We start from the raw sequence: 13174 nt of genomic DNA on the forward strand, positions 1-13174 counted from the left end.
AAAGTATGTACAATGATAACAAGTGGATTTGGAAAAATATATATGTAAGAGATAGTCGTGATATGAGCTTTGATGCTTTCCCAGGGGAGCATTGTTTTATTATAGGTCATCATGTAAAGTCAAAATCTGTGATAAAAGAAGCAACTGATAATCTTGTAAATGCAGGCTTTTCTTATTTTAATATTTTTGGGCAACAGGCAAATTTATGGGCAGAAGCTATTCTTATTAAAGCTAAAGAAAAAAGACAAAGTATTCATTTAGAACAAAGTAAAGTTGACATGATTAGAATGACTTATAATCTTGCAATGCTGGCAACTTTGAAGGAAGAGTCTATCAACCTTATAATTTCAGATGATGAATATTTCACAAGCTATCTTTTAGAAGATTTGTATGATATTTTTTCTGGCAAGTCTGAATTTACGCCACTTAATTGGCAAAAATTTAGGGCTGGATATGAATTCAATTATTGTGGCAAAGACGCTATAATTAGTATTTCTAAAGATATACTAATTGGATTTTTAGGCGAAGAAAAAATTTTTGAAAATATAAACGAAGCATTTAGGGAAAAGCTATTTGAAGGCAAAAACTTTTATGAGATTTGGAATGATATTCTCCAATTTTAACAATAAAGAAAAATAATAAAAAGTAAATTAATATAAAAAATCAACTTATAATTTGTTACAATGGTATTATAATAAAGCAAATAAAGGAGGATATTATGAGATTTGAAAGTAAAGTTCTTGTTATTACAGGAGCATCATCTGGTGTAGGTAGGTCTGCAAGTCTTATGGCAGCAAGTGAAGGGGCAAAAGTTTATTCTTTTGCAAGAAGAAAGGAAAAGTTGGAAGCTCTAGCTGAAGAAGCAAAGTCTTTGGGCTACAAGGGAGAAATAATTCCTGTTCCAGGTGACGTGTCTAAGCAAGAAGATGTGGATAGACTTTTTGAAAAGGTTAAGAATGAAAATGAAAAACTAGATGTCCTCATTGCCAACGCTGGTATAATGGATAAGTTTGAACCTGTAACTCACTGCCAAGAGGAAACTTTTGACAGAATTTTTGAAGTTAATGTAAAGGGATCTTTTAGACTCTTTAAGGCTGCTATCCCTCTAATGAAAGATGGAGGTTCAATTGTTGCAACAACATCAATAGCAGGAGTAAGAGGTGGCAAGGCAGGAGTTGCTTACACAATGTCCAAGAGTGCCATCCATGGTCTAGTGAGAAACACTGCTGCCATGTATGCCAATGACAAAATTCGCTGCAACGCTGTAGCACCTGGTGGCATCGCAACAGAAATATTAGAAAACTTAAATGATGTCGACGAAAAGGGAATTGAAGTTGTGATGAGGGGACCAAAGCTTGACAAGATGGTGGCAAGCGCAGAAGAAATTGCTGCTAACCTTCTCTTCCTTGCATCAGACCAAGCATCTAACATCAACGGACAAATTTTGATTTCAGACGGCGGACTTACTAACATGTAATTTTATTTTAAATTTTAAGGGTTCATGCAAGATTTTTGCATGGATCTTTTTTTATTTAAAGACAAGCTTAGGAGGCTTTTAATTATCTAACTACAGATAGGAAAAGGGGCAAGTATAAATTAAGAGTCAAAGAACTAAGCTACTTTGATAAGCCTAATATTTTGCTAGCAAGCTAGAGGCTCCAAGCATATGTACTAGATTGAAAATATTTTTTATTTAACATATAATTCCCTTAGAAATTAGCAATGATTTAAAGCAAGTCTATCTAGTTAAGAGGAGACATAAAAAATTTTAGCAAGGGTTAGGTAAATGGATTTTATAGAAGTAAACAAAGAAAATAAAAAGACAATACTACTTATACATCCTCTGGGATTCACTGCAGAGGCCATGAAAAATTTAATAGCTGATAAGTTGCCAAGTGATTATAGATATATAATTCCAGAACTCGCAGGTCATGGCAAGTCAAAGGAAGTATTTAAGTCGACTGAGATTGAAGCGAAAAAAATTGAAAACCACCTATTAGAAAAGAGCATAAGAGAAATAGACTTAGCCTTTGGGGCATCCTTGGGCGGAGTGGTTCTGTTGAACTTATTAAATTCAAAAAAAATAAAATTTAATAAGTGTATATTTGAAGCTTGTTCCCTATCAGAAGGATCCAAAATAAAGGAAATTTTGGCTAGAAAGTTTGTAATGGATAAGCAAAAGAAGGCTCTTAAGGATAGGAAGTTCGCCCTAGATGAAATTGAAAAATTTTATGGCAAGCAGTGGAGCAATATTATTGCAGACACTCTTATTGGCATGGATAAAAAAAGCGTGACCAACCTTGTCAAGACTTTTGTTTATGTAAAAGTCCCTAAGCTATCCAAGGCAGACCAAGAAAAATGTATTTTTTGTTACGGGTCAGAAGAATTTAATTTAAAGGATTCAAGGAAAATCCTTGAGAAAAAACTTCCCAATGTAAAAGTAAAAATTTGGAAGGGCTTTAATCACTGCGAAATCCTAGCAAGGAATAACTCATACTATTGCAGATTTTTAGAGGGCGAGTTAGGCTAAAAAAACAAAAGGAAATACGTAGAAAATTATATAGTAGAAGAAATTGCTGCAAATCTTCTCTTTCTTGCATCAGACTGAGCATATAACATCAAGGGACAAATTTTGCTTTCAGACAGCTGACTTACTAATATGTAAATTAATAGTCTGATAGATTTAATTCTTAAACAAAAATAAAATTTTAAAAATTCGCAAGTCTTACATGAAAGAGATTTGTGAATTTTTTTTGTTTTCTAGTAAGTTATTATTTAATGAACAAAGGAAAATTGGGTGGCAAGATAGGGGATGCTTCTTTGCCACAGAATAGAGAGGAAGAGATTAATAATAAGGAAATTGCAAAGAGAGTTGACGACCTATTTTTCCGTTTGAAAGTTTTACTTGATGGCTTGATTAATTTTTTTACAAAATAAAAAAGGCAAGACACTAAAATTTTAATTAATATCTTGTCTTATTTTTAAAAATTATTATTTATTATTGATTGAATGAGTTGTTGGTAAATCCATTCATTGTATTTTCAGCGGATTGAGTTTTGATTTTCATTTTATCTAAAATGATTTTTGCCTTTTCTTCGTAGACATTCCTATGCGCCATATCGTATTGAACATCCCTTGCGTCAAAAGTTTGAACTATCATGTTTCCGTTTTTAGTTATTTTACTATTTTCTTCGAGTAACTCTTTAGCTTGTGAAATACTTCTAATGAAGCCACCATATTGTTTATAGTTATCTATATCATAAAAAGAAATTCCAGAATCGAAGAATTCAAGTTGAAATTTATTAAGATCTTTTTCAGGTATTTTTATAGATAGTTTTGGGTTTCCAAAGCTATAGACAAATTCGCCGTCAATAATATCAGCTTTTACAGAAGAAAATTCAGGTATTTTGTTTCCACAAGGAGCAACTATAATCCTATCCATTAAATCATAAGATTTCATCATTTCGTCATATAGCTTTCCAGATGATTGAATAAAATCCTCAACTAAAATTTTTCCAATGAAATACTTTGAACCAGAAAAAAGAGTTGTCAAAGTATAATCATCTTCATTTATTTCGCTTCTCAAGATATATGTTCCAAGGTATCCTAAATCTGTATATCCAAGTTTTTTTCCAGCTTTATTTACTTCTTTTGAGTAAACAGCTATTCCCTTTTCAAATTGGCTAGGCCTAAATTCAATTTTATCTTCAGAATTTTTGGGAAGGAATAATTTGAAGCCAAACTCTGGGTATTCTTTTACCTCGTAATTAGACTTTTCAACTTTAGGAAATACGGCTGGCTTTTTGCCAATGTAAACAGACCTAGAATCATTGTCCCAGCCAACTTCCTTGCCAAAGTTTTCGGAAATAAATCTAAGAGGGACAAAAGTCCTGTCATTATTTATAAAAGTTTTAACATCCATTTGACTTGCTATGCCATCTTTTTCGTACTCGCTTGAGTCAACTTTTAAGTTAAGCTCATGAGAATCATTGGAGATTTTAATTCCCTTGCTTTCTTTAAAATAATCTACTTTGTAGCCAAGATTTTCAGAAATAAATCTAAGAGGAACAAAAGTCCTAGAGTCTTTTATTATTACATCAGCCTTTTGAATTTGTCCGTCGATAAATAAATTGGGACTAGATGTAGCAAAGACACTGCTTGGAAGTAGACTAAGAGCCAACATGCCGACAAATAATTTTTTGTTCATAACAATCCTCCTTTTTATTAGATTATAGCATAAAAGAAGGAAAGTATTCTTTTGGAAAATTTGAAACGCAACAAATAAATTATGAAAAGAGAAAAGTAATCATAAGTGTGATAAAATATTCTTATAAATGAGATTATGAGGGGGATATTATGTCAGATAATAAAAAAATTGCCATTCAAGAAACTTACGGCGAAAGATTTCAATACTGTTGGGGTTGTGGACCTAAAAACCACGAGGGTATGCACCTAAGATCTTATCCATCTGAAGATGGAAGTGAGTGCATCGCTAAGGTTACTCCTGATTCCGTTTACACTGGGGGAGTTCCTGCCAATTTATTTGGTGGAATGATTGCCATGATCTTCGACTGCCACGGCACTGCTTCTGCTGCTTGGTTTAAGCACAGAGACCTTGGCCTTGAACTTAATGAGAACACAGTTATTGGAAGATTTATAACTGCAAGACTTGAAGTGGACTTCAAAAAGCCAACTCCAATGGATAAGGAAGTTACAGTTACTGCCACTGCTGAAGAAATTGGCGAGAGAAAGGTAATTGTAAACATGGTTATGGAAGCTAATGGCGAAGTTCGTGCTAAGGCAAGGATGGTTGCTGTTGGTGTAAAAGATAATATGTAAATTATTAGGAGACAAGTTCTCCTAATTTTTTTGCAAATTTTTTTGAATTACTTATAATGTAAGAAAAGATTATTAGGAGGCAGGCTATGACCTTAAAAAATAAAAAATTTTTATATATTTTTCTTTACTTACTTTCCTTTGGTCAAGTGCTTGGGGTCTTAATTTTCGTGAATAAAATTGAATTTATTCCAATTATTAACAACGTCCTACTTGGTCTTAGCTTTTTAGTTTTCTTTGGCCTACAAATTTTTTCCATTTATAAGATTTTAAATTTCAAGTTTAACAAGTACTTAAAGGTCCTTGTGGGTATAATCTTAATAGGACTTTGTATCATCTCAATGGCTTATATACTTATGGCATTTGCCTTTGCTGGAAAAGAAAACCGACAAGTTGCCTATAATGATGAAAATTTTTACATCTTAAATGTTGGCTGGTTTGACCCAGTTTATGAAGTCTACAGAAAAAAGATTATCACCATGGATAAGCTAAGTGAAGATGAAATTAAAAATACCTTTGCTGATTTAAATAAGATTGAGGACGATGATGCAAGGGATATTTTAAAAATTTTGATTTATGGAAGGGAAGGCCTTGATGGTGAGAGACCAGAGGAAGAAAATAAAAATCAAGATTTAAAGGAAGTAAAAGATAATAAGGAAGAAGTTTTAAAAAACTTTGAAGCCTCTGACGCCATAAAGATAGAAAATTCTGACTACGGCCTACTTGAAGTTGATAGGGCAGGGGCAAGGTCACGCTGGTTTCTCGTAAAAATTTCTGGCGACAAGATGAAATTTTTATCTGAACTTGAAGAAACAAGTCCAAAAGCTTCTGGAAGGATGGATAAGGATGGCGTCATCCATTTGGAATTCAATGACATAAATAATAATAAGACCACTTACATTTCAAAAGATGGTGGAAGGACCTTTGAAAAAATAAAGAGTCAGTGATGGAAATCACTGATTTTTTAATGGAAAATTTATCCTAAGAAGAGCAACACAAGAGGAATTCATCTAAAATAAAAGTTAGTAGAGGAAGTTATACTAAATAATTCCCAATAAAGAAATATAGACGAGGCAAGAGTTAGGTCACTGTGAGGCAGATGTAGTAGAGTCAGGCAGACTAGATCATAAAGGGGAAAGCGGATATTGTTTCGGAACTTTACAGCATGCCTTCAAATAATCAATTACAAGAGAGCATAAGCTCTCTTTTTTATTTTACCTACATATATAAATTATAGTTGACAATTTTACTAGGTATTTCTATAATCTTAGTTAGGAACGCCTAATTAATGTGAGTTTATCAATTTTAAATTTAAAGGAGAAATTTATGAAAAAAATATTTTTAGCACTGGCACTTATGCTTTGTCTGACGGCTTGTACGCCAAAGGCTAATGATGCTAATGCTAATTCAAAAAGTAATATTCAAAGACAGACACAAGATACAGGAAAGAAAAAAGTTACTGTTACTACTTCTTTTTTATACGACATGACAAAGACTCTTGCTGGAGATTTTGTTGATGTTGATTTAATCATTCCAGCAGGGGAAGACCCGCACCTTTATATTCCAAAGACTAATGATGCTAAGAAAATTGAAAAAGCTGACCTGGTTTTATTCCACGGTCTTCACTTTGAAGGAAAGATGGTAGATATTCTAGAAAAATCTGGTGTAAATCTTTCTAAAAACTTCCCAAAAGAAAAGCTTGGAGAAATGGACCAAGATGGAGAAATTATTGTTGACCCTCACTTCTGGTTCGATATTTCCCTCTACAAGATGGCTACAGAAAATGCTGCCAAGGCTCTTTCTGACTTAGTACCTGACCACAAGGCTGAAATTGAAGAAAATTTAAAAAATTACTTAGCAAAGCTTGATGAACTTGATGAATACAACAAGAAAAAGCTTGATGAAATTCCAGATGCAAATAGGTATCTAATAACTCCTCATGACGCTTTTAATTATTTCTCAAGAGCTTATAATATTAAAGTTGTTGCTCCTCAAGGTGTTTCAACTGACTCTGAAGTTGCGAATAAAGATATTGAAAAAACTGCTAACTTTATAGTTGAGAAAAAAGTTCCTGCAATTTTTGCTGAATCAACTACTGACCCTGCAAGAATGGAAAAGTTAAAGGAACTATGTGCTGCTAAGGGCTTTGATGTAAAAGTTATTAGTGGAGAAGGCCACGAACTTTTCTCCGACTCCCTAGCACCAGAAGGACAAGCTGGAGATAATTTTATTGATATGTATAAGCACAACATTGATTTAATAGTGGATAATTTAAAATAGGTGATTAAATTGAAAAATGATGTGATTATAAAGGTTGAAGACTTGACTATAGCCTATGACGATAAGCCAGTAATCTGGGATAATGATGTGGATTTTATAAATAATTCCATCACTGCAATTATTGGTCCCAATGGAGCAGGTAAATCAACTCTTCTAAAGGGAATCTTGGGACTTAAAAATATTTTATCTGGCAAGGTTGAAATTATGGGCAAATCTTTAAAAGAAGTTCAAAAAGAAATTGCCTATATCCCCCAATCGTCTTCAGTCAACTGGGACTTTCCTACAACTGTTTTTGACGTTGTCTTAATGGGAAGGTATATTCACTGTGGCTGGATTAAAAGGCCTAGCAAGAAGGACAAGGAAATTGCCAGAGCAGCTATAGAAAAAATTGGCCTTTCGGAATTTGAAAATAGGCAAATTTCTCAATTGTCAGGAGGGCAAAAGCAAAGAGTTTTTATAGCCCGCGCTATTGCATCTGATGCCAGCATATTTTTCATGGATGAACCTCTTGCTGGTGTTGACAAAAAAACCGAAGGCATAATAATGGGTTTTTTAAAGGAATCACAGAGAAATAAAAAAACTTCTATTGTGGTCCACCACGATTTAAATACAGTGGATAAATATTTTGACCATTTGGTTATTTTAAATAAAAAGATTCTTGCCCAAGGCAAGGTCTCAGAAGTCTTTACCAAGGAAAATATTGAAAGGGCCTTTGGAGGCGAGATAAATGTTTAAAATTGACGTTTTAACTTCCTATAGCTTTTTAGTTGTAGCTATTGGGACCCTACTTCTGGCAATTTCTTCTGCTGCCTTAGGGACTATTACAGTTTTAAAGGGGCAGTCCCTAATAGGAGATGCCATAGGGCACTCAGCCTTTCCAGGTCTTGTCCTTGCTTTTATGGTTTTTTCTTCGAGAAATCCTGTTATCCTTTTATTTGGAGCAATTTTCTCAGGATCCATTGCCTTTATCTTAATTCAAGTCATAAATAAGAATTCAAAGATTGGTCTTGATACAATTTTGGCTATTGTCCTATCCTCTTTCTTTGGCCTTGGTATGGCACTTAAGTCCCATATCCAAGGAAATCCAAACTACAGGGGTGCATCTCAATCAGGCCTATCTAACTATATATTTGGTCAAGCTGCCTACATGATGGAGACTGACGTAAAAATTATTCTTGTAATTTCTATTGCAGTTTTACTACTCATAACTTTGTTTTATAAGGAGATCAAGGTCTTTATCTTTGATGAAGTCTATGCCAAGACCATTGGCATAAACGAAAAATTTATCTATGCAGTTATTATGATTTCTGCCATGAGTTTAATTGGGACAGGACTTAAAATAGTTGGAGCAATTTTAATTTCATCACTCTTAATAGTCCCTGCCATTGCAGCCTTACAGTGGTCTAACGACTTCTTTAGGGTAATGGCTATTGCAAGTTCTCTTGGAGGATTTTCTGCAGTCCTTGGAACCTATATATCAACAGTTTATGACGGCATGAGTACAGGGGCGACTATTATTGTAATAATGACAAGTCTTGCCTTTTTATCTCTTCTATTTGGACCTAGGGGTCTTATAGCAAAGTACAGAAGAAGGATGACCTACAAATGAATATAATGATTTTTATTATTTTATTTATGACAGCCTTAAGCTGCGCTGGAATTGGGTCTTTCCTAATGCTTAGATCTCTTTCCATGCTAACAGATGCCATAAGTCACTCTGTCCTTTTAGGTATAGTTCTTGCATATTTTATAACGAAGGACATTGAATCGCCTATACTAATACTTGGAGCCGCAGTCTTTGGGCTTATCACTGTATACGCAATAGAAAGCTTATCCAACACTGGACTTGTAAAAAACGACGATGCAGTTGGAATAGTCTTTCCACTTTTCTTTGCCCTTGCAGTAATTTTAATTACAAAATTTGCAAGAAATGTCCACCTAGATACTGACGTTGTCCTAATGGGTGAAGTAATACTTGCACCACTTAATACAATAACTATTCTGGGCTTTGAACTTCCAAAGGCCCTAGTCCTATCAAGTGGAATGTTTATTGTAAATACTTTATTTATAGTGGTCTTTTTTAAGGAGTTAAAAGTTACAAGCTTTGATCCAGACTTTGCAAGTATAAGTGGTTTTTCATCGAAGTTATTATTTTATGCCCTTATGAGTCTTGCATCATTAAGTGCTGTAATTTCCTTTGACAGTGTAGGCGCCATACTTGTAATATCCTTCTTTATTACACCTAGTGCAACTGCCTATATTATAAGTAAAGACTTAAAAAAGATGCTTTTCTTATCAGCAATATTTGCCTTTATAAACTGTATGTTGGGCTTCTTAGTGGCGACTTATTTAAACCTTTCTATGTCAGGAACAACTGCCGCTATGGCAGGTCTAGTGTTTTTACTAGTCTTAATCTTTAACAAGAATGGAATGATTGGACAAATTTATGTAAGACATCAAAATAGGATGCTTATAAAGGCCTATTCTATTTTAATCCACATAGGTTCTCACCAAGGAAGAGAAGAAGAGAAAGCAGAACTTGGTGCAGACTCTATAGCCAAGCACTTAAATTGGGACAAGGCAACAACTGATAAAAATATTTTCTATTTAACTAAGAAAAAACTCATAAATTTAAATTCTGACAAAATGATTTATGAGCTGACTTCTTTGGGGTATAATAAATATACATCACTTTTAGAGGAGTTTAATATCAAATGAGCCCAAGCAAGGAAGATTATATAAAAAATATTTTTAAAGATATAGAAGAAAGAGGCTACTCTCTAAATAAAGATCTTAGTTTTTATTTAAAAGTCTCCAAGCCTTCTGTCACAGAAATGATAAAAAAATTATCAGAAGAAGGCCTAGTCTATGTGGAAAATCAAAAAATTTATCTCACAAGGGATGGGGAAAAAATCGCCAAAAAATTAATTTCCATCCACAGGTTATGGGAGCAGTTCTTAGAAAAAGTCCTAGACTTTGACGAAGATGAAATCCACGACCAGGCTGACCTCTTAGAGCATGCAACAGGAGATAAGCTAATGGAAAGCTTAAATAAACATTTGGACTATCCAAAAATATGTCCCCATGGGCAAAAAGTGTATATAAATCTAGAAGATTAAAAAGGTGCTTAGATTTTTCTAGGCACCTTTAATTATTTTTGTTTTACCATAAGGGGCAGGGCCTAGAAGAAAACTTTTTGGTTTCTTAGCATAGGTCTTGCATTTGATTTGACAATTGGTCTTTGGAAAAATTATTGAAGTTGCGAACAAATTTTGGTACTATAAATGTAACCAAACACACCAGGTGATTTAATGGAAATAGAAAATGTAGTAATAGAAAATAAAATTGCCCAGTACAGAAAAGAGCTAGGACTCTCTCAACACAAGCTAGCCAAGGCGGTGGGACTCAAGAGGAGGTCAATCATGGCCTACGAGAACAACACCATTAGTCCAACTCTTGAAACAGCCTACAAGATCTGCAAGGTCTTGGGCAAGGACATCAAGGAAGTTTTTATATTTAAGTGAGGTTTTTATGGGATTATTATTTAATGACAAGAAGGAATTTAGTGAAAAAGTTGAAAAAATATTTGGAGATAGGGACAACTACCTAGCAGCCTTTAAGGCCAATGACCTAAAGACAGGACTGGCTAAGCTTATGATAATAGGTGGGCTCTTCTACACTATGGATTCGTCAAGGACCTTTATCCTCTACTTTAGCCCCAAGGGTCTTTATGAAAGTGAGATTTCAAATTCAACAAAGAGGGACTTCTTATTAATGCCCTGGAATGAAATCGAAGACTTTGAAGTTGATGAGAAAAACAATAAGGCCATTATAAGTCTAAGGCACTTGGGCAAGAAGGTAATGTATGAAGTTGACTTCAAGGGCAAAATTTTTGAGGGCAATGAAGAGAGATTTATGGAATTAAAATCAAAGGATTGGAATAGGATTTAAAAATATGGAGACAGAAAGACTTATTATTAGAAGATGGACACTTGATGATGCGGAGTCCTTGTTTGACTATGCCAAGGACCCTGAGGTTGGACCAGTTGCAGGTTGGCCTGCCCACAAGACTATTGAAGATAGCCTTAGGACAATAAAAAATGTTTTTAATGGAAAAGAAGCCTATGCACTTGCCCTCAAAGAAGATAACAATGCAATAGGAGCAATTGAATTGAAGTTAAGGGGTAATACAAAGCTCACAGATAGGGATGATGAGTGCGAGCTTGGTTATTGGCTGGGCAAAAAATTTTGGGGAAGAGGACTTATGCCTGAAGCTGCAAGAGAAATCTTGAGACATGCTTTTTGCGACTTGGGCATGACCAAGGTTTGGTGTGGCTACTACACAGGAAATGAAAAATCTAAGAGAGTCCAAGAAAAGTGTGGCTTTATTCCTCAAAAAGTAATAAGAGACGAATACCTTCCTCTCATGGATGAGAAGCGAGATGTAAATGTCAACTTGCTTACGAGAGAAGAATTTTTAAAGAAAGAAGGATAAGATGGGAATTATTTTTGGACTTATTGCCATATTTTTTGCAACAAAAAATGTCTTGGCTTGGTCAAGGGGCATGGACTCCTCTAAGGATTGCTTCCTCAGCATGGCCTTTACCTGCCTTGCTATTTTTGGATTTTACAATATGGGGGCAAATTTCTTGGAAAAAGGAGATATTGCTGGTGCCCTTGATGTCATCCCAACAATAAGAGAGACCTTATTTGTTTGTACTCTTGCTTCCATAATAATCAACGGCATTACAGTTTTTGTTAAGAAGAAATAAATTTATAATGAAGAAAAGTTTTGGGAGTAAATAAGATGAAAGAAAAAAGATTTTCAAGGGCCATGACCTTTATAATTTTATTTGGAATTGTCAGCCTCTTTTCAGATATGACTCACGAGGGAGCATCAAGCATCAGGGGAGCCTACCTTGCCCTACTTGGTGCCTCGGCAGGAACTATTGGATTTATCTCTGGTCTGGGAGAACTCATTGGTTACTCCATGAGATATGTTTTTGGAAAAATAACTGACAGGACGAAGAAGTATTGGCCCATGGTAATCTTTGGTTACATACTAGACATCTTGGCAGTGCCGGCCCTTGCACTTGTTGGCAAAAAGGGTTGGATTGCAGCTGCTCTCTTACTTGTCATTCAAAGGATGGGCAAGGCAATAAAAAAACCTGCAAAGGATACAATTATGTCCTTTGCTGCCAGTCAAGAAGGAGTCGGTAAGTCTTTTGGGATCCAAGAGATGCTAGACCAAATTGGGGCCTTCTTGGGACCAGTCTTTTTATATCTAGTCATGCTATTTAAAACAGATGGCACAACTTTTGAAATTTATAGGACTGCCTTTGCCTTCTTGGCAATCCCAGGTTTTATTACGATCCTCCTTTTATTTATAACTAAGAGGGAGTTTCCAAACCCAGAGGCCTTTGAACCTGAAGCAAAGAAAGAAGAAGCCTTTGTCATGAAGAAGTCCTTTATTTACTATATTGTTGGAATTTCATTCTTTGCCTTTGGCTTTATGGACTACGCCTTGGTCATAATGCACATATCCAAAAACTTTACAGGCCTTGGAGGATCTTATGAAACTTTTAGGCTAATAAGTGAAGAGACTCTACCACTTTTATACGCAGGAGCCATGTTAGTGGATGCTGTGGCTGCCCTTATTTTTGGTCATATCTATGACAAAAAAGGAGTAAGGGCCCTTGTTATATCTACAATAATTTCTGCCCCCTTCTCCTTCTTTATCTTTGGATTTAAAAGTGAACTTGCAATTTTATTTGGCCTAGTCCTTTGGGGCATAGGGATGGGGGCCCAAGAGTCAATCTTAAAGGCTGCTGTCACTTCCATGGTTCCAAAGAAGAACAGGGCCACAGGCTATGGGATCTTTGAATGCTCCTTTGGAATTTTTTGGTTCTTGGGGTCCTGGCTCCTTGGTCTAATCTATTCAGCCTCACTTCCACTTATGATTGGCCTTTCAATCCTTGCCCAATTAATGGCAATACCCTTTTACCTAAGGGCCTCAAGGGCAAATTAAAAATTGAGAATTATAAAAACAATTAAAGAA

The 13174-nt window shown here is 35.0% G+C and carries 16 protein-coding genes; 15 read left to right on the forward strand and 1 reads right to left on the reverse strand.

Going from position 1 to position 13174, the window contains the following annotated elements:
• Positions 1–5 precede the first annotated feature (5 nt).
• The 3 genes from ACWPVO_RS00990 to ACWPVO_RS01000 all read left to right on the forward strand — a co-directional run bounded on the left by ACWPVO_RS00990 (position 6) and on the right by ACWPVO_RS01000 (position 2530).
• Positions 6–623, forward strand: coding sequence for a hypothetical protein (locus ACWPVO_RS00990; protein WP_454205960.1), 618 nt, complete (start codon positions 6–8; stop codon positions 621–623).
• A 95-nt stretch (positions 624–718) separates the two neighbouring features.
• The gene (locus ACWPVO_RS00995) at positions 719–1477 is read left to right on the forward strand and encodes an SDR family NAD(P)-dependent oxidoreductase (protein ID WP_454205962.1); all 759 of its coding nucleotides are present in this window, start codon (positions 719–721) and stop codon (positions 1475–1477) included.
• Positions 1478–1786: 309 nt separating this feature from the next.
• Positions 1787–2530 (forward strand): alpha/beta fold hydrolase, encoded by a 744-nt coding sequence (locus tag ACWPVO_RS01000; protein ID WP_060800626.1) that lies wholly within the window; start codon positions 1787–1789, stop codon positions 2528–2530.
• Between the two features lie 468 nt (positions 2531–2998).
• Here ACWPVO_RS01000 and ACWPVO_RS01005 read toward each other — a convergent pair whose 3' ends face one another.
• Positions 2999–4207, reverse strand: a complete 1209-nt coding sequence (locus ACWPVO_RS01005) for a copper amine oxidase N-terminal domain-containing protein (RefSeq protein ID WP_454205964.1) — start codon at positions 4205–4207, stop codon at positions 2999–3001.
• A gap of 149 nt (positions 4208–4356) precedes the next feature.
• Between ACWPVO_RS01005 and ACWPVO_RS01010 the strand changes: the two genes are divergently transcribed.
• From ACWPVO_RS01010 to ACWPVO_RS01065, 12 genes are all read left to right on the forward strand, one after another.
• Positions 4357–4839 (forward strand): acyl-CoA thioesterase, encoded by a 483-nt coding sequence (locus tag ACWPVO_RS01010; RefSeq protein ID WP_454205966.1) that lies wholly within the window; start codon positions 4357–4359, stop codon positions 4837–4839.
• Between the two features lie 86 nt (positions 4840–4925).
• Complete coding sequence (locus tag ACWPVO_RS01015; protein ID WP_454205968.1) at positions 4926–5783, forward strand: hypothetical protein; 858 nt, start codon at positions 4926–4928, stop codon at positions 5781–5783.
• A 379-nt stretch (positions 5784–6162) separates the two neighbouring features.
• Positions 6163–7116, forward strand: coding sequence for a metal ABC transporter solute-binding protein, Zn/Mn family (locus ACWPVO_RS01020; protein ID WP_454205970.1), 954 nt, complete (start codon positions 6163–6165; stop codon positions 7114–7116).
• A gap of 9 nt (positions 7117–7125) precedes the next feature.
• The gene (locus ACWPVO_RS01025) at positions 7126–7851 is read left to right on the forward strand and encodes a metal ABC transporter ATP-binding protein (RefSeq protein WP_005955545.1); all 726 of its coding nucleotides are present in this window, start codon (positions 7126–7128) and stop codon (positions 7849–7851) included.
• Complete coding sequence (locus ACWPVO_RS01030; RefSeq protein WP_454205972.1) at positions 7844–8725, forward strand: metal ABC transporter permease; 882 nt, start codon at positions 7844–7846, stop codon at positions 8723–8725. The genes ACWPVO_RS01025 and ACWPVO_RS01030 overlap by 8 nt, the downstream gene beginning before the upstream one ends.
• Entirely contained in the window at positions 8722–9834 is a 1113-nt protein-coding gene (locus ACWPVO_RS01035; RefSeq protein ID WP_454205974.1) for a metal ABC transporter permease, read from the forward strand. The genes ACWPVO_RS01030 and ACWPVO_RS01035 overlap by 4 nt, the downstream gene beginning before the upstream one ends.
• Entirely contained in the window at positions 9831–10235 is a 405-nt protein-coding gene (locus ACWPVO_RS01040) for a metal-dependent transcriptional regulator (protein WP_005955481.1), read from the forward strand. Before ACWPVO_RS01035 ends, ACWPVO_RS01040 begins: the two co-directional genes overlap by 4 nt.
• 192 nt (positions 10236–10427) lie before the next feature.
• Positions 10428–10640 (forward strand): helix-turn-helix transcriptional regulator, encoded by a 213-nt coding sequence (locus ACWPVO_RS01045; protein WP_085875570.1) that lies wholly within the window; start codon positions 10428–10430, stop codon positions 10638–10640.
• Between the two features lie 7 nt (positions 10641–10647).
• A complete protein-coding gene (locus tag ACWPVO_RS01050; protein WP_454205977.1) occupies positions 10648–11067 on the forward strand; it encodes a histidine kinase in 420 nt (139 codons plus the stop codon).
• Between the two features lie 4 nt (positions 11068–11071).
• On the forward strand, positions 11072–11611 hold the full coding sequence (locus tag ACWPVO_RS01055; protein WP_454205979.1) for a GNAT family N-acetyltransferase: 540 nt from the start codon (positions 11072–11074) through the stop codon (positions 11609–11611).
• 1 nt (position 11612) lies between these two features.
• Positions 11613–11888 (forward strand): hypothetical protein, encoded by a 276-nt coding sequence (locus ACWPVO_RS01060; protein WP_454205981.1) that lies wholly within the window; start codon positions 11613–11615, stop codon positions 11886–11888.
• 35 nt (positions 11889–11923) lie between these two features.
• Positions 11924–13144 (forward strand): MFS transporter, encoded by a 1221-nt coding sequence (locus tag ACWPVO_RS01065; RefSeq protein ID WP_454205983.1) that lies wholly within the window; start codon positions 11924–11926, stop codon positions 13142–13144.
• Positions 13145–13174 lie beyond the last annotated feature (30 nt).

This window comes from Peptoniphilus sp. Marseille-Q6390 (assembly GCF_965119475.1).